The sequence below is a fragment of the Marinobacter sp. genome (genome assembly GCF_048269445.1).
Lineage (GTDB): Bacteria > Pseudomonadota > Gammaproteobacteria > Pseudomonadales > Oleiphilaceae > Marinobacter.
The window spans coordinates 259,359-281,575 of sequence record NZ_JBLXIQ010000001.1; the positions used below are offsets into that span (position 1 = coordinate 259,359).

At 57.8% G+C, this 22,217-nt stretch carries 26 protein-coding genes; 5 read left to right on the forward strand and 21 right to left on the reverse strand.

The genetic code is table 11. The annotated features are described in order from the left end of the window. Positions 1-77: 77 nt before the first annotated feature. On the forward strand, positions 78-809 hold the full coding sequence (locus tag ACN0XM_RS01245; protein ID WP_417565093.1) for a sulfite exporter TauE/SafE family protein: 732 nt from the start codon (positions 78-80) through the stop codon (positions 807-809). 4 nt (positions 810-813) lie between these two features. Here the strand turns inward: ACN0XM_RS01245 and ACN0XM_RS01250 are convergent, their stop codons facing one another. After that, positions 814-1,491: a hypothetical protein gene (locus tag ACN0XM_RS01250; RefSeq protein WP_417565094.1), complete on the reverse strand. Its 678-nt coding sequence runs from the start codon at positions 1,489-1,491 to the stop codon at positions 814-816. Positions 1,492-1,653: 162 nt separating this feature from the next. Here ACN0XM_RS01250 and ACN0XM_RS01255 point away from each other — a divergent pair, with 162 nt between their 5' ends. Continuing rightward, the gene (locus tag ACN0XM_RS01255) at positions 1,654-2,988 is read left to right on the forward strand and encodes an HD-GYP domain-containing protein (RefSeq protein ID WP_417565095.1); all 1,335 of its coding nucleotides are present in this window, start codon (positions 1,654-1,656) and stop codon (positions 2,986-2,988) included. 19 nt (positions 2,989-3,007) lie between these two features. Here ACN0XM_RS01255 and ACN0XM_RS01260 read toward each other — a convergent pair whose 3' ends face one another. From ACN0XM_RS01260 to ACN0XM_RS01270, 3 genes are all read right to left on the reverse strand, one after another. Next, positions 3,008-3,433: a hotdog fold thioesterase gene (locus ACN0XM_RS01260; protein ID WP_417565096.1), complete on the reverse strand. Its 426-nt coding sequence runs from the start codon at positions 3,431-3,433 to the stop codon at positions 3,008-3,010. A gap of 103 nt (positions 3,434-3,536) precedes the next feature. Next, positions 3,537-4,919 (reverse strand): ribonuclease J, encoded by a 1,383-nt coding sequence (locus ACN0XM_RS01265; protein ID WP_417565097.1) that lies wholly within the window; start codon positions 4,917-4,919, stop codon positions 3,537-3,539. Further along, positions 4,916-5,668 (reverse strand): substrate-binding periplasmic protein, encoded by a 753-nt coding sequence (locus ACN0XM_RS01270; RefSeq protein ID WP_417565098.1) that lies wholly within the window; start codon positions 5,666-5,668, stop codon positions 4,916-4,918. Before ACN0XM_RS01270 ends, ACN0XM_RS01265 begins: the two co-directional genes overlap by 4 nt. 190 nt (positions 5,669-5,858) lie before the next feature. On the opposite strand from ACN0XM_RS01270, the gene ACN0XM_RS01275 reads away from it, so the two are divergent. From ACN0XM_RS01275 to ACN0XM_RS01285, 3 genes are all read left to right on the forward strand, one after another. Then, complete coding sequence (locus ACN0XM_RS01275) at positions 5,859-6,542, forward strand: type 1 glutamine amidotransferase domain-containing protein (RefSeq protein WP_417565099.1); 684 nt, start codon at positions 5,859-5,861, stop codon at positions 6,540-6,542. A gap of 101 nt (positions 6,543-6,643) precedes the next feature. Further along, positions 6,644-7,372 (forward strand): MotA/TolQ/ExbB proton channel family protein, encoded by a 729-nt coding sequence (locus ACN0XM_RS01280; protein ID WP_417565100.1) that lies wholly within the window; start codon positions 6,644-6,646, stop codon positions 7,370-7,372. Beyond that, positions 7,369-8,394, forward strand: coding sequence for a peptidoglycan -binding protein (locus ACN0XM_RS01285; RefSeq protein WP_417565101.1), 1,026 nt, complete (start codon positions 7,369-7,371; stop codon positions 8,392-8,394). Before ACN0XM_RS01280 ends, ACN0XM_RS01285 begins: the two co-directional genes overlap by 4 nt. Here the strand turns inward: ACN0XM_RS01285 and ACN0XM_RS01290 are convergent. The 17 genes from ACN0XM_RS01290 to ACN0XM_RS01370 form a co-directional block, all read right to left on the reverse strand. Beyond that, complete coding sequence (locus ACN0XM_RS01290; protein ID WP_417565102.1) at positions 8,375-9,334, reverse strand: ketopantoate reductase family protein; 960 nt, start codon at positions 9,332-9,334, stop codon at positions 8,375-8,377. The genes ACN0XM_RS01285 and ACN0XM_RS01290 overlap by 20 nt on opposite strands. Before the next feature lie 29 nt (positions 9,335-9,363). Next, positions 9,364-10,056: a hypothetical protein gene (locus ACN0XM_RS01295; RefSeq protein WP_417565103.1), complete on the reverse strand. Its 693-nt coding sequence runs from the start codon at positions 10,054-10,056 to the stop codon at positions 9,364-9,366. A 46-nt stretch (positions 10,057-10,102) separates the two neighbouring features. Further along, a complete protein-coding gene (locus ACN0XM_RS01300) occupies positions 10,103-10,294 on the reverse strand; it encodes a 2-hydroxymuconate tautomerase (protein ID WP_417565104.1) in 192 nt (63 codons plus the stop codon). A gap of 9 nt (positions 10,295-10,303) precedes the next feature. Continuing rightward, positions 10,304-11,098: a 2-oxo-3-hexenedioate decarboxylase gene (dmpH, locus tag ACN0XM_RS01305; protein WP_417565105.1), complete on the reverse strand. Its 795-nt coding sequence runs from the start codon at positions 11,096-11,098 to the stop codon at positions 10,304-10,306. Then, a complete protein-coding gene (dmpG, locus tag ACN0XM_RS01310) occupies positions 11,095-12,132 on the reverse strand; it encodes a 4-hydroxy-2-oxovalerate aldolase (RefSeq protein ID WP_417565106.1) in 1,038 nt (345 codons plus the stop codon). Before dmpG ends, dmpH begins: the two co-directional genes overlap by 4 nt. Positions 12,133-12,144: 12 nt before the next feature. Then, positions 12,145-13,080 carry an acetaldehyde dehydrogenase (acetylating) gene (locus ACN0XM_RS01315; protein ID WP_417565504.1) on the reverse strand — a complete coding sequence of 312 codons (936 nt, stop codon included), beginning with the start codon at positions 13,078-13,080 and terminating at the stop codon, positions 12,145-12,147. A gap of 24 nt (positions 13,081-13,104) precedes the next feature. Then, entirely contained in the window at positions 13,105-13,890 is a 786-nt protein-coding gene (gene dmpE / locus ACN0XM_RS01320) for a 2-oxopent-4-enoate hydratase (protein ID WP_417565107.1), read from the reverse strand. Next, positions 13,890-14,747 carry an alpha/beta fold hydrolase gene (locus tag ACN0XM_RS01325; protein ID WP_417565108.1) on the reverse strand — a complete coding sequence of 286 codons (858 nt, stop codon included), beginning with the start codon at positions 14,745-14,747 and terminating at the stop codon, positions 13,890-13,892. Before ACN0XM_RS01325 ends, dmpE begins: the two co-directional genes overlap by 1 nt. Positions 14,748-14,754: 7 nt before the next feature. Then, on the reverse strand, positions 14,755-16,215 hold the full coding sequence (locus tag ACN0XM_RS01330) for a 2-hydroxymuconic semialdehyde dehydrogenase (protein ID WP_417565109.1): 1,461 nt from the start codon (positions 16,213-16,215) through the stop codon (positions 14,755-14,757). A gap of 46 nt (positions 16,216-16,261) precedes the next feature. After that, positions 16,262-17,185, reverse strand: coding sequence for a catechol 2,3-dioxygenase (locus ACN0XM_RS01335; protein WP_417565110.1), 924 nt, complete (start codon positions 17,183-17,185; stop codon positions 16,262-16,264). A gap of 11 nt (positions 17,186-17,196) precedes the next feature. After that, complete coding sequence (locus ACN0XM_RS01340; RefSeq protein WP_417565111.1) at positions 17,197-17,520, reverse strand: 2Fe-2S iron-sulfur cluster-binding protein; 324 nt, start codon at positions 17,518-17,520, stop codon at positions 17,197-17,199. Positions 17,521-17,534: 14 nt separating this feature from the next. Next, positions 17,535-18,596, reverse strand: coding sequence for an NADH:ubiquinone reductase (Na(+)-transporting) subunit F (locus ACN0XM_RS01345; protein ID WP_417565112.1), 1,062 nt, complete (start codon positions 18,594-18,596; stop codon positions 17,535-17,537). Positions 18,597-18,606: 10 nt separating this feature from the next. Continuing rightward, positions 18,607-18,966: a phenol hydroxylase subunit P4 gene (locus ACN0XM_RS01350; protein ID WP_417565113.1), complete on the reverse strand. Its 360-nt coding sequence runs from the start codon at positions 18,964-18,966 to the stop codon at positions 18,607-18,609. A gap of 71 nt (positions 18,967-19,037) precedes the next feature. Then, positions 19,038-20,573: an aromatic/alkene/methane monooxygenase hydroxylase/oxygenase subunit alpha gene (locus ACN0XM_RS01355; RefSeq protein WP_417565114.1), complete on the reverse strand. Its 1,536-nt coding sequence runs from the start codon at positions 20,571-20,573 to the stop codon at positions 19,038-19,040. Between the two features lie 14 nt (positions 20,574-20,587). Beyond that, positions 20,588-20,857, reverse strand: coding sequence for an MmoB/DmpM family protein (locus ACN0XM_RS01360; protein ID WP_417565115.1), 270 nt, complete (start codon positions 20,855-20,857; stop codon positions 20,588-20,590). Next, positions 20,854-21,855 (reverse strand): aromatic/alkene monooxygenase hydroxylase subunit beta, encoded by a 1,002-nt coding sequence (locus ACN0XM_RS01365; RefSeq protein WP_417565116.1) that lies wholly within the window; start codon positions 21,853-21,855, stop codon positions 20,854-20,856. The genes ACN0XM_RS01360 and ACN0XM_RS01365 overlap by 4 nt, the downstream gene beginning before the upstream one ends. A 50-nt stretch (positions 21,856-21,905) precedes the next feature. Further along, the gene (locus tag ACN0XM_RS01370) at positions 21,906-22,166 is read right to left on the reverse strand and encodes a phenol hydroxylase subunit (protein WP_417565117.1); all 261 of its coding nucleotides are present in this window, start codon (positions 22,164-22,166) and stop codon (positions 21,906-21,908) included. Positions 22,167-22,217: the final 51 nt, after the last annotated feature.

Consider the following 22,217-nt stretch of genomic DNA (forward strand, 5'->3'; position numbering starts at 1 on the left):
GTACCGGCAGTGTATCAGTATCAAACCGGCACTGCTCCGGTGCTCGGTGCTCACCTTCAACTCTCTGGTGGTTTGTTTTGACGGATGTCTCGCTGTTACAGATTCTTCTGGCCAACCTGGCGGTTCTCGCCGGCGCCTGCCTGCAGGGCGTGGCGGGCTATGGCATTGGCACCCTGGCGGCGCCCCTGCTGTTTCTGATCAGCCCGCTGTTCGTGCCCGGGCCGCTGATCCTGAACGCCTCCTTGCTTACGATGTTTATGCTGATCCGCAATCGTGGCGCGTTGCAGGTCAGGGAAGTGCGCTTCGCCATCGGTGGCGGGGCTGTGGGCGCAACCCTGGCGGCGCTTACGTTGCTGGTAATCTCTACCAAGGGTTTCGAACTGACTTTTGGCGTTCTGATTCTCGCAGGGGTGGCGCTCAGTATCGGTGGGCTCAAGCCCGCACTGAATGCCAGAAACAGCATGATGGCCGGAGCGGCTTCAACCTATATGGGCACGATTACCGCTGTGGGTGGGCCGCCGATCGCATTGATCTACCAGAATGAAAAGGGGCCGCTGGTCAGGGCCAATATGTCCGCCTTTTTCCTGGCGGCCAGTGTCCTGAGCCTCCTGGGATTGTTTGCCTCAGGCTATTTGGGCACCCGCGAACTTTTGCTATTCGCAGTCACTTTCCCGGGGGTGTTTCTGGGCTTCTGGCTATCCGGAAAACTGGTCAACCACATGCCCTTTGAGGGGCTTCGCCCGGTGATTCTGGCCATTGCGGCAATCGCCGGGACTGCAGCCCTGATTCGGGGCCTGCTCTCGCTTTGAAGAGTTAACCCGCCCACAGGCGTACCCGGAATCGGCTCTTGCGCCACAGGAACGCCAGCCAGAGGGCCTGAGCGTTGATCAGGAGCGCCAGAACCCATTCGAAGGCATCGTCCTTACGGCTGTATAACTCCGGTGCTACGCCATTGAGGATCACCGAGAGGATGCCGATACCCAGGGTCAGCTGGCAGAGATTCATCAGCCTTGAGCCCGTATGCTTCCAATGCGGGTGACTGCGTAATCCCCCACTGACCAGTAGCTCACAGATAAACGTGAGCGAGAAATACAGAACCACGCCGATTCGGCGAATCAGGTTGAATCCCTCTCCAGCGTGCCCCAGCGCCAGGGTATAGGCACCCAGGGAAATGCTGGCCACCAGCCCCAACCAGAAAATCCAGGCTATGCCTGGCGTATGAATGCCCAGCTGGCGCAGCCAACGGCCGTTCAGCCACCAGAACAGGACGCCCAGCAAAGCGGCAGGTAGCATGGTGCCCTTGAAGATGAAATAGGAGGTGCCGTAACGGCCTGTTCGGCTGATACTGGCGCAGCTGTCCCAGTAGGGCATGCACAGTTCCACATGCCCCTCCAGTACCGAAACCACAAAAGTGATATGGATGGTCAACAACGGTATGAGCCCGGCGGCAAGTGCCAGCCACCAGAGATGGAATGAACGATGGTCTGCCATGGCAGAAGGTCCTCAGAGCATCTCCGCCAAACGGAGATCAACCCGACAAAATCGGTCGCTAACATACTGAATGAACATTATTTGACCAGATTTTGCAATCGGGTCCATCCTGTAATGGCAATTTTGCACCAAAATGAATTCTCAGGGAGCCAGGGCTGGTTTATGAGTGCACCGCATCAGGAAATTGTTGAAAGCCAGATCGATGTGTCGGAACTCGCCATCGGTATGCACGTCATCCGGCTGGACCGCCCCTGGGAAGACACGAGCTTCCTGCTTCAGGGGTTTGTGATTCGTGATCAGTCCGAGATTGATGCCCTGCGTGCCCAGTGCGATTTTGTCGTCATTGAAGGACGGGTCGACGGAGCGCCCCGACCAAAGCCTGAGAAAAGCCGCCTGAAGCCGTCGGGCCTGATGCGCCTGTTCAAACGAAAGACCGTTCCGGAGCCCTCCAGCACCCAGGCCAGAGTCGCGCCACCGCGAAAGCGTGTCACGTACATCAACAAGGTCGACTCAGGAAAGGAGATGGAAACGGCGGTTATCCGCTTCGAGGAGGCCCAGCAGACCGCAAAGTCGATCATGTCCGGCCTCAGGCTGGGCCGCACGCTGGACCTGAACAATGCCCGCACGGTGGTCAACAGCTGTGTTGAAAGCGTGCTTCGCAATGAAAACGCGCTCTTGATGCTCACCAAGATCAAGCACCAGGACGAATACACCGCCGAGCACTGCATTAACGTCGCCATTCTTGCAGCGGCGTTTGGCAAGCACCTGGGTCTGCTCGAAGGGGAAATCCGCAATCTGGCCTTGTGTGGCTTACTGCACGATGTGGGCAAAACCCGGATTCCCGATGAAATCCTCAACAAGCCGGGGGCTCTCACACCCCAGGAGTTTGACGTGATGCGCCTGCACACGACTCACGGGCGCACCATTCTGATGGGTACCAACAGCTCCCTGAACACCGCAGTGGATGTGGCGTTCAGCCACCATGAGAGGATGGATGGTTCAGGCTATCCCCGGGGCCTTCAGGCACAACAGATTCCGTACTTTGCCAAGATTATCGGGTTAGTAGACACCTACGATGCCATTACCAGTAACCGGGTGTACGACAAGAGCCGGGCCTCCATGCAGGCACTGGAAATCATCCACAGGCACCGTGGCACCCAGTTTGATGAAGAACTGACCGCTGCCTTTATCCAGATGATCGGAGTGTATCCGCCGGGCTCGATTGTTGAAATGGTGAATGGGGAGGTCGGTATCGTTGTCGAGAGCTACCCGAGCCACAAACTTAAACCCAGGGTGCTGCTGGTGAGAGACATCGACAAGAGCCCGCTTGTGCCCTTCCGCACTCTTGATTTGAAAGCCTCGCCGGCAGATGCCGTCGGCGAGGCTAATCGCATTGCCCGCGAAGTCCCCGATGGCACCTATGATATCGTCCTGCAGGATTTCGTGGACGAAGGCCTGATCGTAACCAAACCACACGAGACCTCGGACCAGGCTTGATCTGAGCGCCTGCGTCCGGCTATGGGCGCTTGGTCACCGCCATGGTCAGCCGGGAAATGCAGGTGGTCTTCCCTTCTTCGTTTTCCAGCCGAATTTCCCACACCTGGGTCGCAGTGCCGATATGAATGGCCTTCGCCGTACCATACACCCAGCCCTTGGTAACCGGGCGAATATGGTTAGCGTTGATATCCAGCCCCACAGCGACAGTTGCCGGATCTTTCAGGCAGCAGTTGGCAGCCATACTGCCGAGGGTTTCTGCCAGCAATACCGAAGCGCCGCCGTGGAGAATGCCAAAAGGCTGAACCGTACGTTCATCAACGGGCATGCGGCCTTTCACATAGTCATCGCCGATTTCCAGGTATTCGATGCCCATGTAACTGACCGCCGTATTTTCACCGGCTTTGGCGAGGTGTTCGAGGTTAGGGGTTTGGGTCCAGATTGCCATACAGGTACCGCTCTCTTGTTTGTTTGGAACAGGGAAACACAGAGCGCTCAGTTTATACAGATAGGATGCGAACTACCAAATCGGAGGAAAGGCCTTCCGGTTTTTACTCAACTCTTACAAGTCCCTCTTTTTCCCAGCCCAGGCGGCCGGTTTCTGCAATCTGACGCCGGATTCCCGGCACCGGCCGGATCATGAACAGATCGCCATTCCGGCCAACCATGGTCCGGGGGACTCCCTGTGCCTTGGCAATGTCCGCATGGGTTTCCATGTGCTCGGCCTCGCCGTGGACAGGAATGGCAATTGCGGGTCTCACCCACTGGTACATTAACTCCAGCTCCTCCTGGGCGGGATGACCTGATGCATGAATTGGTAAATCTGCATTCTCGGCAGTGATAACCCTGACGCCCATATCCTTGAGCTGGCTGATCAGTGCGTCTATGGACTCTTCGTTTCCCGGAATGGCCCGGGCACTGAAGATTACCGAGTCGCCCGACTCCAGCTCGACATCCGGGTGATTGCCGGCGGCCAGCCGCCGCAACGCCGTTCGCGGTTCGCCCTGGCTGCCGGTTGCCACGGCAAGTACCTCACTCCGGGGCAGATACCCGAGGTGGGAAGGGGTAATCAACTGATCTGCCGTATCCCATAGCCCTGCCGCTTTCGCCGCACCACTCATATTGATCAGTGAACGGCCCAATAGCCCAATGTAGCGCCCGCTCTCACGGGCAATCGAGGCCAGGGTGTGCAAACGCGCAATGTTGCTGCCAAAACAGGTAACGACCACACGCCCCTCGGCCGAGCGGATGGCTTTCAATAGTCCGGCATGTAACGTGGCTTCGGAGACAGAATGGCCCGGCACGGTGGCGTTGGTGGAATCGCACACCATGGCATCCACGCCCTCATCAGCCAGGTCGGTGAAGGTTTTCCGGGAATAGCCATGTCCCACCAGCGGCTGCTCGTCCAGTTTCCAATCGCCGCTGTGGAAGATGTTGCCGACACCAGTGCGAATCATCAGGGCGTTCGGATCCGGAATAGAGTGAGTCAGTGCCAGCCACTGCACACTGAACGGGCCAATCTGCTTGCTCTGGCCCGTTTCCACGACAATGATCGGCACCCGGTGCAGTAAATCAAACTCCGCCAGCTTGCGACGCAGAATTTCAGCAGTGAACCGGCTGGTGTAGATCGGGCACTGGAGCAGCGGCCAGAGATAGGGCACAGCCCCGACGTGGTCTTCATGGGCGTGGGTGATGATAAGCCCCGCCAGGTGGTCACGGCGATCGGCAATAAACGCCGGATCCGCCATTTGCACCGGCGGCTCGCCCCGATGATGCACAGTGCCATCGGCGGCAATGCGGCCCGGCCTGGGAAAGGTAACGCCACAATCCACCATCAACCAGGCGCCATCGTGACCATAGAGGTTGAGGTTCATGCCTATTTCGCCGGTACCGCCCAAAGGCACAAACCAGAGGTCGGAGGGTCCGGGAATCATTCGGTGGCTCTGCCCAGGTATTTCAGCACCAGATCCTCGTGTATGCCTTCCATTTCAATCAGTCTCAGCGCTGCCCGGATATCGTCCGCATATTGGTGCACAGGTGAGTTTTTCGCCACCGCGATATAGGAGCGCTCACCCGGCACGAAAAATGGGGAAACTTTTGCATCAATTCCCAGCTTATCGATGACATAGAGCCCAACCAACTCTGGCGCGATGACCACATCCACCCGCCCCTTCTGCATCATCAGCATCAGGTTTTCATAGCGCGGTGCGGGCTCCTTGAGCAGTTTTTTATCGTTGTCGAACCGATGGAAGTAGGAAGCGCCGTCCAAAACACCAATGGCCCTGCCGTAGAGGTCCGAATAACGTTCGACCTGGTGTTCATTGTGCAGGTAGAAAAACAGCCGTCGTTCCGGTGGGAAGGCTGGGGCTACAAATTCCATCAACTCGGCACGCTCGTCAGTCTCGACAGGGCCAAGCATGACATCAACCTGGCCATCCTGAACCATCCTCAGCACACGGCGAAAAGGCGCCTCCCGATAACGCACTTTCCAGCCCAGACGATCGGCGATTTCTTCGAATATTTCCACATATAGACCGGTTCTCTCGTCATTTTCGATAATCCGGTATGGCGGAGCGTGATTGGCACCCACGGTCACTGTCAGGGCTGCTACCGTTTCCGTGCCCTGTTGGGCCGCAGCGGAAAGTGCCAGAGCCATCAAGAGGGCGGCTATGAATACTCGCATTCCTGTAATCCTTGCCTGGGTACTTTTCGCATTTTTCAGGTCTGGTGATTTGTCTGAAGTATAGACGTTTCAAGATCTGCTGGGGCCGGTTTTACGTAACGATGGTTGAATTTGAATACCGACGGCACAAGGTTCTTTCACAGACCAGTGAAGAAGTGCCATTCATTCGTCAACGAAAAGGACGGACACTATGAAGATTCTGATGGTTCTCACCTCCCATGACCAGATGGGCGACACCGGCCATAAGACCGGCTTCTGGCTCGAAGAGTTCACCGCACCTTATTATGTATTCCGGGATGCCGGCGCGGATATCACCATTGCCTCACCAAAAGGTGGCCAGCCGCCGGTAGATCCCAACAGCGAGGCGGAAGAAGCGTTGACCGAGACCACCCGCCGCTTCCAGGAAGACGCCCACGCCAAGGAGGCGCTGGCCAGCACCAAGAAGCTGAGCGACGTGGACATGAACGAGTACGACGCCATCTTCTACCCGGGCGGCCATGGACCCATGTGGGATCTGGTCAACGACGAAAAATCCATCGCCCTGATCAAGACCGCCTACGAACAGGGCAAGGTGATTGGTGCGGTCTGCCACGCACCGGCCGTGTTCAAGAACGTGGAAGTGAAGCCCGGCCAGAACATTGTTGGTGGCCGCGACGTGACCGGCTTCAGCAACAGCGAAGAAGAGGCCGTGGGCCTGAGCGGCGTTGTGCCCTTCCTGCTGGAGGATATGCTAAAGGAAAACACCGCCACCTATACCCGGGGTAACGATTGGGCCCCGCACATCGTGGTGGATGGTAAGCTGATCACCGGCCAGAATCCGGCCTCTTCTGAAGGGGCCGCAAAAGCTGTCCTGCAGGCCTTGCAGGAAGGCTGATCGTTTGAAGTTGGGGTCAGATGAAAATTTCATCTGACCCCAACTTCAACTCATATCTGTGCTAACGTTTTGAGGAATATCTCAAAAGGCTGGCCATCTCTATGAGCAATCCCAAACACACTCTTTTCTGGATGACGCTTTTTCTCGGCGTGGTCGTCGTTGTCGGCGTGCTGATTCACGCGCCGCTGATTGAAGCCTTTATGGCGAACTGGGTATTCAACCTGTTGATTGTCTTTGTTTTGCTGATCGGCATCGGGCTCACCTACCGGCAGGTTTTCGTGTTGTTCCCCGAAATGCGCTGGATCTCGCAGTTCCGAACCGGCAACGCGGGCCTGTCGGTGCTACAGGAACCACGTCTGCTGAAACCCCTGGCACGGCAGCTGGGTGAAGACGCCAAGCGAGACCGATTTACCCTGTCGACCCTGTCATTGCGCACCGTGCTTGATGGCATTCACTCACGTATGGACGAGCAGCGGGAAATCACCCGCTACTTCATCAGTCTGCTGATTTTCCTCGGGTTGCTGGGCACCTTCTGGGGCCTGCTCGGTACCATCAATGCCGTTGGTGAGGTCATCACCAACCTGGACATGAGCCAGAGCGATTTCGGCAAAGTGTTTGCGGATCTACAGGCCGGCCTGCTGACGCCGCTTCAGGGCATGGGCACCGCCTTCAGCTCCTCCCTGCTGGGGCTGGGCGGTTCACTGATTCTCGGGTTTCTGGACATTCAGGCGGGCCACGCCCAGAACCGCTTTTACGACGGTCTCGAGGAATGGCTGACCAGCGTGACCAATCTGGTCGACCGGGTTGATGCCGAGAAAGAGCTGATATGATCGGTTCCCGGCGTCGAACCCGCAGCACCGTCAACGTCTGGCCAGGCTATGTGGATGCCCTGTCAGCCCTGCTGATGCTGATCATCTTCATGCTGCTGGTGTATGTGGTGAGCCAGCTCTACCTGTCCCAGACCCTATCTGACCGCAACTCGGAACTGGCCCGACTGAACCAGCGGCTGTCTGAAATTTCCGAATTGCTCGGCCTTGAACAGAGTAAAACCCGGGCCCTGGAACAGGAAATGGCCTCCGTTCAGGATGCCTACAGCGCCAGCCTGGCGCGACTTGAGAATACCCGCGAGCGGTTGATGCAACAAACCGCCAACGCCGAGGCGCAGGCGGAACGACTGCAAAGCATGGATCAGGCGCTGGGTGAAAAAGAGGAACTGTCCGACAGCCAGCAAAACATGATTCTCCGGCTCTCCAACCAGATCGCATCACTCCGTGCACAACTGGGTCAGATTACCGCAGCCCTGCGGCTGCAGAGGGAGATGACGGCAGAAAAAGAAAGTGAACTGGCCGATGTCAGCCGCCGCCTCAACACATTACTGGCTGAGCGCGTGAACCAGCTGGAGCAGTACCAGTCCGAATTCTTTGCCCGGCTGCGGAATATCCTGGCCAGCAATGAGAACATCCGGGTGGTAGGCGACCGCTTCCTGCTGCCCTCGGAATTGTTGTTTGCCTCGGGTTCGGCAGAACTGGGTGAGGAGGGAAAGCGAGAACTGGACAAGCTGGCAAAGCTGTTGCTGGATGTCGCCGAAAAGATTCCGGATGACGTGGACTGGATTCTGCGAATCGACGGCCATACCGACCTTGTGCCCATCAACACACCCAAATTCCCTTCCAACTGGGAGCTTTCCACTGCCCGTGCGGTGGCTGTGGTGCGCTACCTCGCAGCACAGGGCGTTCCCGAGCGGCGCATGGTGGCTGCCGGCTTTGGTGAGTTCTTCCCGGTGGCGGAAGGCACCTCGCCGGAAGCCCTGCAGAAGAACCGGCGAATTGAGCTCAAGCTGACGGACCGGTAGGCGTTTGCGAGTGGATTAACAGGGCGTTAACCGTTGTTGTGTATGGCGCGTCGATGCTCAATTGGGAGCACCGGCGCAGTACAGCGCCGGCAATACTATCCAGCTCCAGGGGCCGGCCCTTTTCCTTATCCACCAGCATCGACGTCTTGATGGCGTTGAAGTTACTGATGAGTTCGAACATCTCCGCCAGATCCCCGGGCCCGAGATTCACGCCATCGGCTTTCGAGGCTGCCACCGTTTCTGCCATCATCCCGTGAACGATTTTCCGGAATTCCGGGTGATGCGTCAGGGTCTTGGTATCCAGACCGGTCAGCGCCGAGAGCGGGTTTACCCCGTTGTTGATCACCAGTTTGCGCCAGAGTTCGTAGCGGATGTTGTCGGAAACGGTTGTCGGAATACCGGCCGCCTCGAAATCGTCTCGTAGCTGCTCCAGCAAGGGGTGACGGGAATCGGGTTCCGCCGCGACAGGCCACTCACCCATGACAATCTGCGCCGGGCCCTCGGCTTCAACCACCCCCGGCTGCACGATGTGACCACCGATCCGCACGGCCAGGCCCCCCAGCACCCGGTGCTCTCCGAGCGCTGACGCCAGCTCCGGTTCGTTGTCCACACCGTTCTGAAGCGACAACACCGGTACCTTGCCGGGAAGAAGCCAGGGGCCCAGCTCCTTCAGCATCGCTTCGGTGGCGGTAGATTTGAGGGTAACCACCACCACATCAAAATCATCCGGTCGGTACCGGGCAACCACGCCCGGATGATCCATGGCCTGCACCGGGAAGGACCACAGTTCATCGCCGTACTGAACGGTCAGCCCCTGCTCCTGCAGGGCAGCGAGGTGCGCGCCCCGGGCGGTGAGTACCACCTCATGTCCGGCGTGCAGCAGTCGGGCGGCATAGTAACCTCCTATGCCGCCGGCACCGACTATCAGTATTCTGAGCATTTACGGAATCCTTTTTGGTTTTCCGCAGTTTATTGCATCCAGCCGTAGCCCGCGAGCGACTGCCGGCCCTCGTTCAGAGCGCTACTGAAAACCCGCTGGGGTGCCTTGAGCCCCCCAAGACTGAAGGCAATATTCAGCATGCACAGGGTCGGGTTTCTCAAAGGCTCTCCAGGACCCACGCCCGCTTCCTTGCCCATCCCTGATTTCGAAAAGGCCCGTGCCCAGCGCATCTCATCCTCCCATTGATTGATCAGATTGCGAATATAGGCGTCGTGCGGCGGAGGCACGGCGCCATTAACCTCTGTGGCGGTGAGTTCATCAAAACAGATGATCAGAACACCGTGGTCCCTGAACCCTTCCAGGCGCTGGCCGATACTCCGGTAATAATCGCCCGGCATTCCGACGTCCAATCGTAGCTCTGCGACCTCGACAGAGGCCGGTGAAACCAGTGTCGTGGCAAGCGTTTCCAGGTCTCCGGTCCCGCTGGCGCTTGCCACCGGACTGAAATCCCCGGCCGACAGCAATGACCGGAGTTCGCCCGCAACTTGGCTCGTCCCTGCCGGACAATGAATTTCCGGGGCATCCAGGCCTGCACTCAACCTGATAAAAACCACACTGCAGACTTCCCTGCCCCGGATCAGTCGCCTGAGACTGGCCTGCCCTCTGGGAGCCTTGAGCGCTTGCGTATCGCACGATATGTACAACACTGGCAATTTTGTCACGTCGCCTCCCTTGCAGAGGTTCATACTGTATGAGACCGTCGAAGCGCTAACGCCCCAGCTTTTTCGCCGACTGCCCCGCAATGCCAAAATGCTGCGTGGGCATTTCGGTGATCATCACTCGAATACGCTCCATGGGCGAATCCAGGGATCGGGACATGGCCTCCGTAACTTCCCGGATCAGTGTTTCCTTCTGCTCATCCGTGCGGCCTTCAATAATATATAACTGGGCAATAGGCATAAGACCTCCTTACTCGAACCGTGCAGACACAGTTCCCAGGCCCTGGTAACGAACCGTGATGTTATCGCCCGGCTCAACCGTTATTGCCGCGGTAATACCACCGGTCATGATGAACGTTCCAGCCGGAATGTGCTCACCACGCTCGGCCAACAGGTTCGCCAGCATGGCGACACTGGAAGCCGGATGGCCAAGCACGGCCGCACCAGCCCCCACATCAACAACCTCGCCATTTTTCTCGACCACAACCCCAAGGGTTTTCAGGTCAACATCGGCAATGTCGGCCATTTGGCCACCCGTAATGAAACGGGTGGAAGAGGCGTTATCCGCCACCACGCTCACCAGGTCGAACTTGAAATTCTCATAGCGCGAGTCGATGACTTCCACGGCTGGAATCACGAAGTCGGTCGCCGCCAGCACCTGGCCAATATGACAGCCCGGACCTTTCAGAGGGGCTTTGGTAACGAAGGCTATCTCGGCCTCGATCTTTGGGTGGATCAGTTCTTTGGTGTTGACCACGCCACCATCCGGCACGCTGAAATAGTCGGCGAGAAAACCATAGATGGGCGTCTCAACGCCCATCTGAGCCATCTTGGCCCAGGAGGTCAGGCCCATTTTCATGCCAACAATCTTGTTGCCCCGCTCCTCCTTGCGACGTCGAATTTCCCACTGTACGTCGTAGGCATCCTCGAAAGTCATGTCCGGGTAATCGTTGGTGACCTTGGTGATGTCATGGGCCTTCAGCTCGGCGTTTTCCACATGCTCGGCCAGGGCCAGCATCTGCTCGCGGCTCAGTGTCTTGCTCATACGTTTTGCTCCTTTTGCGCCGCCAGCAGATCCAGCGCCACGTCCACAATCATGTCTTCCTGGCCACCCACCATGCGGCGTTTGCCCAGCTCCACCAGAATATCCACGGCCTTCAGCCCATACTTCTGCGCCGCCACTTCGGAGTGGCGCAGGAAGCTGGAGTAAACACCGGCATACCCCAGCGCCAGGGTTTCGCGGTCCACCCGCACCGGGCGGTCCTGCAGCGGGCGTACGATGTCGTCGGCGGCATCCATCAGGGCGTACACATCGGTGCCGTGTTCCCAGCCCATCTTGTCCGCAGCGGCGATAAACACTTCCAGTGGCGCGTTACCCGCGCCGGCACCCATGCCGGCCAGGCTGGCGTCGATGCGGTCACAACCTTCTTCCACCGCCACGATGGAATTGGCCACACCCAGGCTCAGGTTGTGATGGGCGTGCATACCGGTTTCGGTGTCCGGCTTGAGCACATCCTTGAGGGCCCGGAAGCGGTCACGGATATCGTTCATGTTCATGGCACCGCCGGAATCCACCACATACAGGCAGGTGGCGCCGTAGTCTTCCATCAGCTTGGCCTGCTCAGCGAGGCCTTGAGGGGTCTGCATGTGGCTCATCATCAGGAAGCCGACGGTGTCCATGCCCAACTTGCGGGCGTGTTCAATATGCTGCCGGGAGACATCCGCCTCGGTGCAGTGGGTCGCCACCCGCACAATGCGGGCGCCGGCGTTGTAGGCGTTGTCCAGGTCGTGGACGGTGCCGATGCCGGGCAGCAACAGGGTGGCGATCTTGGCGTGTTCGATGACTTCGGCCACCGCTTCGATCCACTCCAGGTCGGTGTGGGCACCGAAGCCGTAGTTGAAACTGGAGCCCTGCAGGCCGTCGCCGTGGGCGACTTCGATGCTGTCGACTTTGGCCTTGTCCAGGGCCCGGGCGATGTCCTGCACGTTCTTGATGGAATACTGGTGCCGGACGGCGTGACTGCCGTCCCGCAGGGTCACGTCGGAGATGTAGAGTTTCTTGCCGGGGTTATAAGTCATGATTCAGTCTCCTCACTTGACCAGCGATTCGGCGATGCGCTCGGCGGTGCCGAGTGCCGCGGACGTCATGATGTCCAGGTTGCCGGCGTAGGCCGGCAGGTAATGGGCAGCACCTTCCACTTCCAGGAACACGGAGGTCTTCAGACCGCTGAAACGGCCCAGGCCCGGGACGTTCATGGGCTGGTCTTCCGGGATCACGTCAAACTGCACTTTCTGCTTGAGGCGGTAGCCCGGGACATAGCTGTTGACCGCCTGGACCATCTCTTCCACGGAGGCTTCCACTTTTGCCTGGTCGGCGGCCTCGGAGAGCACGTAGACAGTGTCGCGCATCAGCAGGGGCGGCTCGGCCGGGTTGAGGATGATGATGGCCTTGCCCTTCTGGGCACCGCCCACCACTTCAATGGCCTTGGAGGTGGTTTCGGTGAACTCATCGATGTTCGCGCGGGTGCCGGGGCCCGCGGACTTACTGGAAATAGACGCCACAATCTCCGCGTAGTGCACCTTGGCGACGCGCGATACGGCGGCGACCATGGGAATCGTCGCCTGACCACCACAGGTGACCATGTTGACGTTGCCTTCCGCCAGATTCTGCTCGAGGTTCACGACCGGCACGCAATAGGGGCCTATCGCAGCGGGCGTCAGGTCGACGATCTTGATGTTTTCCTTGTGGCCCCGCAGGAACACCTCGTTGTGCATGTGGGCCTTGGCGGAGGTGGCATCGAACACGATGCCGATGTCGGCAAATTCCGGCATCTTCACCAGGCCATCTACCCCTTCGTGGGTGGTGGCCACGCCCATGCGGCTGGCGCGAGCCAACCCATCGGACTCGGGATCAATCCCGACCATCACACCCATTTCAATGTACTTGCCGTTGCGCAGGATCTTGATCATCAGGTCGGTGCCGATGTTGCCCGAGCCGATGATGGCTGCTTTCAGTTTTTTGCTCATCATTCTTTCCTCTTTATAGGCCGGTCAGGCAAAGCGCACTGAGGCGCTGCCGATGCCACCGATATCAACCCGCATGTAATCCCCGGCCTTGACCGGTTCCAGCGGCACCAGTGAGCCCGACAGAATCACCTCACCCGCTTTCAGCGAAATACCAAACTCGCCCAGAGTGTTGGCCAGCCAGGTCACACAATTCACCGGGGAACCCAAGGCTGCAGCACCGGCACCGGCGCTGAGCACACTGCCGTTTTTCTCCACCACCATGCCGCAGGTCACCAGGTCTACCTTGCGAGGCGAGACCGCCTGATCACCCAAGACAAACAGACCACAGGAGGCGTTGTCGGCCACCGTGTCCTGAATGGCGATTTTCCAGTCGCGAATGCGGGAATCGACAATCTCGAAACAGGGCATCACGCACTCGGTAGCCGCCAGCACATCGGCATTGGTAATGCCCGGGCCGGTCAGATCCTTCTTCAGGATGAAGGCGATTTCGCCCTCCGCCCGAGGTGCAATCAGCCGGTCGCTGATGGGCATGACTTCACCACTGTTGAACACCATGTCATCGGTCAGGTAACCAAAATCCGGCTGGTGTACGTTCAGCATGTTCTGCACTGCCTTACTGGTGACACCGATCTTTTTGCCGATGACGGCGGCGCCATCGGCCAGCCGGCGTTCAAGCATGCGCAGGGAAATGTGGTAGGCATCGTCGATGCTGATGTCCTCGCCCCGGCTGGTGAGTGGTTCTACAGCCTCCCGCGTGAGCATGGCCTGGTATAGTTCATCGCCGAATGCCTGAATTCTTGTTTGTTCCATCAGGAGTCTCCTGCGGCCGCTTGATCGGCCTCTTCGAGGAAATCGTTCACCAACCGTGCAAACCGGCTGGCATGTTCAATCTGGGTCCAGTGGCCGCAACGGCCAAACACGTGAAGCTGGGCACGGTCGACCAATTCCGCCAGTTTCAGCGAGGCTTCCAGCGGAATAACTTCGTCTTCGCGACCATGCAGAATTAATGTTTCATGGGACAATGCCCGGATGTCCTCTTCCCTGCTGGCCAGGTTGTCGACCCAACGCTGTCTCGGGGCCGGGAACATGGACGAGAAGGACTCCTGGAAGCCCGGGCGGACGCTGGCCTGGTAGCGCATCTCCGCCAGCTCGTCGGTGAGCAGGCTCTTGTCGTAGGCGAACACACCCATCAACCGCCGCATGTTTTCCAGTGACGCTTGGTAACCCCAGACCTCGTCCAGGCCTTTGGTGATCGGGAAGCTCACGCCGACCGACCCCATCAGCACCAGCCGACGGATCCGTTGCGGATGTTCGATGGCCAGAGCCAAGGCCAAACCACCCCCGAAGGAGTTCCCAACCAGATCCACCTGATCAAGACCCAACTCATCCAGAACACCGATGGCATGCTTTACCCAGCGCTGGCGGTTATAGATCTGATCTTGCGGACGTTCGCTGTACCCGAAGCCCAACATGTCCGGGGCGATCACACGCCGCTTTTTCGCCAGCTCAGGGATCACCAGCCGCCAGTTTGCCCAGGCAGTAACGCCGGGGCCTGAGCCGTGAATCATCATTACCGGGAAGCCCTCGCCCAGATCATGCAGGTTGGTTCGGTATCCGGCGGCCGTGATCTCTCGCCCTATTTCCGGGCTGTCTACAGGTGCATTCATGGCTGTCTCACAATTTGATGCAGATGTTCTTCATTTCGGTGTAGAACTCAAGCGAGTGCACACCGCCTTCGCGGCCGATGCCGGACTGCTTGCTGCCACCAAATGACGTGCGCAGATCCCGCAGGAACCAGCTGTTCACCCAGATGATGCCGGCTTCGATCTGGCCCGCCACCCGGTGTGCGCGGCTGACGTTCTCGGTCCAGATGGCGGACGCCAGGCCGTAAGGCAGGCTGTTGGCGAGCTCAACGGCTTCTTCTTCGGTATCGAAGGGGCGAATGTGGCAGCAGGGGCCGAAGATCTCGTCGGTGACCACGGCAGAGTCGTCCGCTAACCCCGTCCAGATGGTGGGCTGAACCCAGGCGCCGCCAGCGTATTCTTCCGGCATCTCAGGCACGCCGCCACCGGTCACGACCGTGGCGCCGTCATCAACGGCTTTCTGATAGTAGGAAAGAACTTTCTCACGGTGCTTCAGGCTGACCAGTGGACCGAAATTGGCGTTCTCGTCATCGGGCGGGCCAATGCGCAGCTTTTCCGCTTCGGTTTTCAGGCGAGAGACGAACTCATCAAAGATGGAACGCTCAACGTAAACCCGCTCAGTACCCAGGCAGACCTGGCCACAGTTGGCGAAGGCGGAACGCATGGTGCCCTCGATGGCCTTGTCCATGTCGCAGTCGGCGAACACCAGGCCGGCATTCTTGCCGCCCAGTTCCAGGGAGATATCGCGGATGCCTTTGGCGGCCGCTTTCATAATCACTTCACCAGTGCCGGTTTCACCGGTAAAAGTGAAGCCATCCACGTCCGGGTGCGCGGTCAGGAAGGCGCCGGCGGAATCGCCACCAAAGCCGTGCACCACGTTGTAAACGCCGTCCGGCACGCCGGCTTCTTTCATCACTTCGCCAAGCAGTGCGGTGGTTGTCGGAGTTTCTTCGGAAGGTTTGACCACCACGGTGTTACCACAGGCCAGGGCAGGACCAACTTTCCAGGTCATCAGCAGCAATGGCAGGTTCCACGGGCTGATCACACCGATCACACCTTTGGGACGACGCACGGCGTAATTCAGTGCACCGGTCCCATCCGGAGTGGGCATTTCAAAAGATTCCGCCGGCACGTTTTTCACCATGTCTGCGAAAACCTTGAAATTGGCCGCGCCCCGGGGAATGTCGATGTGGCTGGCCATGGATTTTGGCTTGCCGGTATCGAGGCATTCCGCTTCCAGAAACTCATCAAAGCGGGCGTTGATGCCATCGGCCACTTTGCGCAGAATCCGTGTACGCTCATCCAGTGTCATCTTGCCCCAGGGGCCACTTAAAGCGGCGCGGGCAGCTTTCACCGCCGCGTCTACTTCATCCCGGCCACCTTCGTGTACTTTGGCAATTACCTTGCCGGTGGTCGGGTTAACGTTATCGAACAACTTTCCGTCAGCAGAGCCAACGTAATGGCCATTGATGTAGTGCTTGATCTCTTTCATGGCTGCCTAGTCCTGTTAAATAGAATCCTGTTCTGCCTGATCCTGATCAGGTCAAAACGGTCAGGAAGCGTTCGTTCAGTACGCGATCGTGGTAGAAAATCGCCTTACCGAGGTCTTCTGCCTTCCAGGTAATGGGTTTGTGGTCCGGGTAGTGATAGTCGCCGCCGCAGAACACTTCGTTGCGGTTGCCGGATGGGTCGAAAAAGTAGATGGTCTGGCCGTGGGTCAGACCGTGGCGGGTCGGGCCGATATCGATAGAGGTATCCGTCATGGAGATCAGATCTGCCGCCCGCAGCACGGCTTCCCAGGTATCCAGGAAGAAGGAGGCGTGATGGAACTTGCCTTTCTCTTCGTGGTGGATGAAGGCCACGTCGTGCTCCTTCATGGAGACGGTCAGGAACTGCGCTACGCGGGTGCCTTCTGGGTCCAGCACCTGTTCTGCAAGATGGAAGCCCAGCACGTTCACGAAGATGTCGTACACGGCGGCCAATTCCGGGCCGTAGAACAAGGCGTGGTCAAAACGCACGGCCTTCATGCCCTGCAGGCCACGGGGCCAGGCTTCCGGGTTGACGCTCGATACGCCCCACTTACCGGTGTACTTTTTGTCAGCATAAAGCTCAAAGGCATGCCCGGAGGGCACGGTAAATCGAACGCGGCGACCGCAGTCTTTCAGCTCTTCCGCCGGTATCCGCTCAACCCCAACACCGTAATCCACAAGGTCTTTTTCCAACTGTTTCAGGGCGGCTTCGTCCACCACCTTGAAACCCATGAAGTCGCAGCCCGGCTCGTCGGCTTCCACCAGAACCACAGAAAATTTGTCCACTTCGGTCCAGGCTTTCAGATAGACACGGCCCTGGTCGTCGCGGTCGGTTTCGATCAGACCCATCAGGTCTGTGTAGTGTTTGACGGCTTCTTCCAGATCAAGAACTCGAATCTGAACATGGCCGGGACGCATCACACCTTTTTTCATGACAATTACCTCTATGCTTTTGTTGTTGTCTGCTTTTCAAGTGCCGCCTCCGGCAGAGGCACGCACTCTATGGTCAAATCCGTCAACGGGTAGATTCTGCAAGCCAGCACCTCACCCTTATCGATAGCCTCGGGCGGCACATGGGCTTTGCTCATCTTTCCGCACTCGAAATCACCCTCTACAATCCGAATCTTGCAGAAACCGCAGCCACCGCCGCGGCACCCGACCGGTACACACTTCTTGCCTGCCTGCTCCATCGCCTTGAGGACGCTCTGGCCCTCCAGGCAGAGGAAGTGATCGCCGGTTGTCCGGTTTCTTACCTGGAATCCGGCCATGGCCCACCTCCCGGTCAGATCTTCTTGAACAGGGCCGAACGCTGGGTCTCTTCCGCACCGTCGGCCGCTGTCAGAAATTTCTCCATGAAAATGTCCCGCTCGAACAACCGGCCCTGCATCAAGGCGGTGATCGCCGCATCAATCATCGGTGGCGGTCCACACAGGTAGGCTTTGTTGCCCGCAAATCGCCCGTCAAAGTATGCCTTGGCGGCTTCGTGCACATAGCCCTGGTAACCAGCCCATCCGGCATCCTCTTCGGACTGGCTCAGCGCAGGCACGTAGGTAAAGTTGTCGTGATCACGATCGAGGGCTTCGAACAACTCGCGGTTATAAAGCTCGGCCTGGTTGCGGGCACCCTGGAACAACACGATTTTGCGTTCATCGTTCTGCTCCAGCAGGTCCAGAATCATCGATTGCGGGCTCGACAGGCCGGAGCCACCGGCGATGAAAATCAAGTCGCCGGGCTGAGAACTGCGCACAAAAAACTGGCCGTAGGGGCCGGACAACTTCAGTTCATCGCCGGCTTTCAGCTGCTCGTGGATATACGTGGTGGCAGCACCGCCCTCGACCAGGCGAACGTGCAGCTCCACTTCATCAGCCTTGCTGGGCTGGTTGGCCAGGGAGAAGGCCCGGGCGCCATCAACGCCCGGCAGCTCAATGTTGATGTACTGGCCAGCCTGGAAGGTCATGGGCCGATCCAGCTTCAGGTGCAGACCCTTGATGGTCGGCGACAAGTCCACGATGTCGGTGACAGTTGCGGCGTAATCCTCAACGGGATAGCCTTCAAAGTCCGGATCAACATCAATGTCGGCTTCGATGGTGACATCGCTCTCGACGGTTGCGCAGCAGGCCAGCACCTTGCCTTCATCCCGCTCCACGTCCATCAGGGCAAAAGGTGAGGCGTCGCCGATCTCAACGTCGCCCTCAAGCACCTGCACCTTGCAGGTAGCGCAGGTGCCGTGGCCGCAGGCAAATGGCAACCAGACGCCCTGACGAAGCGCCGCGGCGAGGATGGTCTGGCCATCTTCCACTTCGATCTGCTCGCCAATTGGTTCGATAGTAACGGTGTGGCTCATAGCGCTGCCCTCAGTATCCGGCGTTTGCCATGCCATTCAGGCCCGGCGTGGTAACCGTCAGCATGCTCTTGTGGTCAATGCCCTGCTCTTTTAGGCTGGTATCGGCCTTGGGCCTGAAGGGCTGGTCGTTCAGCAGCCATTCACCCTTCAGGAAGTCCGCTTTGGCGGAATCCGGGTGAGCGGCGGTGGCCGGCTTCAGGATTTCGTCCACCAGGGCACGGAAGGTCATGTCCGGCTGCACCAGCAACGCAAAAGGCGAACAGAAAAGCAGATGATCAGGCCAGTAGACATACAGCAACTGCATACCATTAAAGTTTTCGACCTTGTCTTTCGGTTCAAACTTGTAGTCGTATAACGCATTAACACTCATAGTAATCACCTTGTTATTTTTCTGATGACTCGCCCGGCGCCGATGGCAGCCGGGCGACTGCCGTGTTTCGATCAGGCTGCGTCCTTTTTTTCCTCAAGCGGCTTCAGACCTTTGATGTCCAGCCAGCGCTTGTGATCTGCAGACCCGTGATACTCGAAATTATCCTCGCCGATATTGATGTGGTAGTACTTCTGGACCACGGTCTCGAGATCCGCGCCGCCGCAGTTACCCTGATAGATCTGGTGTACCGGCAGCCAAGCCTGCACATACTTCTCTGGCTCATGCTCGAAGATTTCGCAGCAGGCTTCGGAACAGAAATGGTAACGCTCGCCTTCATGCACCAGCTGACGATGGCTGAGCTTGGTGGGCGCACCCATTTCGGTGAACAGCGTGGGCACCTGACACACCTGGCACAGTTGCGGCAGGGTGTTGTTATAGAACCGACGACCCGCGGCAGCTTCCTTCGCCAGGTGCTCGTAACGTGGACGGTAGTATTTGTCGAAAGTGTCCGGGTACTTCTCCGACATCCAGTCCATCTCTTCCTTCTCTGGAATCCAGGTATGGAAGTTGGTGGCCTGGCTGTACTGGTAAAAGGTGGTCCAAAGCTGGTGGCTCAGGTGGTGCTTGGCATCGTTAGCTACGTCCTGGTACTTGGGCGGGCGAATACCATAACGCTCCAGATCCTTGAACAAGGCGCCACCGTTCTGCTCGTAGTAAACCTCCCAGGCTTCGGACCAGCTCATCACCTTGTTTGGCAGCATATAGTCCATCATCATGCTCACCAGGCTCAGCAGCCGGAAACCACGCCAGAACCACTTGTCGATCCAGCGCTGAACGATGGGCACGTTGTCTTCGTGCTGCTCCAGGATGAACTTGATTACCTCAAGGCCCAGGGTCATATGACGTGCTTCGTCTGACTGGGCAGAGAACCCGAAGGTCACAGTGGCCATATCTCCGTTGTAGGCTGCGCCAGACATGAACGGTACGAACAAGAGATTGGTGAGCACGTACTCGAACGAGAACGAGATCGCGGTCAGGAACTCGAATGGCCCAGCGGTACGGGCGTCGTCAAAGAACGATTTCGGCACGGACAGGAACCACACCCGATCGTGCATATACGGAGCGTCGTGCAGGCCATTAAAGTGCTTGTTGTAATGGCTCATGGCGTGCTGTTGAGTCTGTGAATGACGCAGCTCGTCAATCGCCTGCATCTGGCAGGCAACCCGCGCACCGGCACCACTGAACTGACGACCCACTTTGGCATAACCCTGGAAGGCCGCGTGCTCCAGCGGAGACACACCACTGAGGAACAGTTTCAGAGCGTTGACATAACGGGCGTCTGAAATGTTCTGGTGGCCATTATTCTGGGCAAACGCGTCAAAAATGGCGTACAGCTTTTTCTCTTTTTCCGCCTGGTACTTCCAGTAAGAATCCATGGTCAGACGGAACGGATCTTCCCACTGCGACCAGTCGGCAATCTTGATACCTTCAAAGTCCTCGTCCGGAAAAATGTCTTTCTTTTCCTGGTAGGTTGGCTCCCAACCCATGTCGCGGGTCAGATACTGGTATTTGTCTTTGAGATTCAATTTCTTGTTTTGAACAGCCATGATGGTTCTCCCGATTATTTCCACTCAAGGATGAAGTGGTCATCGTCTTCATCGACATTTCCGCCAATACTGATGACGTCGATCAACATTTCCTGAACGTCCCAGTCACGCCCCAGCTTTTCTTCCATGGTTTCCCGATTCATCACCAGGCGCTTCTCGGCCTGGATCCGGATCATCGCCGGCTGGTGCTGCAGCTCGGCCTCCGGGTTGTCTTCCATGATGGCTTCTGCCAGATAACGGGCGTTGTCGTTGTCCTGAAACACAATAAATACAAGCTGGCTCATGCTGAGACTCCCTGGCTCTGCAGTCCGAATTTCTTCAGGCGGGTAGAAAGCTCCGCCCGGGCTTCATCGAGGGCGTCAACACCAACAGAGACTTCCGCCAGTGGCTTGAGGGCGCTATAGACCTGCGGCTCCCACTGATCGATCCACGTCTGGAGCAGCTCGCAATTGGCTTCGCTCTCACCTGCGACCGCTTTGATCATGGCGTTGGTCCAGCGAAGGGATTCTTTGTACCAGTCACGCATGAACTCGGTGAGCATGGACACGTCTTCAGCGCCCTGGGTCGCAAGCCAGGAATCCATCTTGTCGTACACCAGGGTGTACATCAGTCCGTCGATCAGAATGTTCTGAACCAGGGTCAGTTCGAACCAGTCATCAACGACCAGGGTGTCCTCAACCAGTTTGCGCATGGGCTGCCACAACTCGTCATCCATCCAGTAGCCTTTGGACTCGTCCAATGCCTTACCGGTACTGCCGTCGATCATCAAAGCAATGCGAGACAAATACTGGCCAATGCCCAGGCGATCCATGGCGGTGTAGATGTGCATCTGTGAAACGGTGGTGGCCACAGCCTCACCAGCAATCTTGCTGTTGTTCATGTTGGCGCCCAGTTCAACATGGCGCAGTGGCACCAGCAGGCGCAGCAGTTGCTTCTGGGTTTCTTCCGGCAGGCGCGTCAGCAGGTTGCGCTTGTCGCAAAAACCGAAGCTGGTCTCGGCTGACTCCTGCATTTTGGCCCGGTTGCCGACGTAGGCGCCGTAGTAGAACTGGCGGGGATCAGACACCGCGTACCAGTCCTCCATGCGGATGGCGGTACGGCGATCATCATTGAGTTCGTATCTTGAGTCCCACTGGGGGCGATAATGGAAGTTGGTTTTCGCCTCCAGGTCATAGCTTGCTTCCTGATAGCGAGTCGCCGGCTTATCACCGAAACGGCGAGCAATGTGGCTGTAGGTGTGACGAATGGGCTCCACCGAAGTGGTTTTGATTTCAATGCTCATATCAACCTTTCCGTTTTGTTTTTGTGGATCAGAGTGATGATGGGTGTGGCCTAGTAACGCTCTCCGCGCTCACCGAACCGCCACTTGACCATGTCTTCGTCGATCTGACGGATCATGTCGGAGTCCATGTGGACAACCTTGTTGTGCTTGCAGAAGATTTCGAAAGCTTCTCGTGGCAGAACGAGCTCGACGAACAGCTCCGGGTAGCCAATAGCAAAGTCAAATTCCACGAACTTGTCACTTGGCTCACTACGCACCCGGATGTATCGGGTCAGCTCATCGAAGGTCTTGGTGTCGGTCTGGGTCGTCATGGTGTGCCCCATTGTGTTTATTGTTGGCTGAGAGGGGAGGAGCAACGGGTG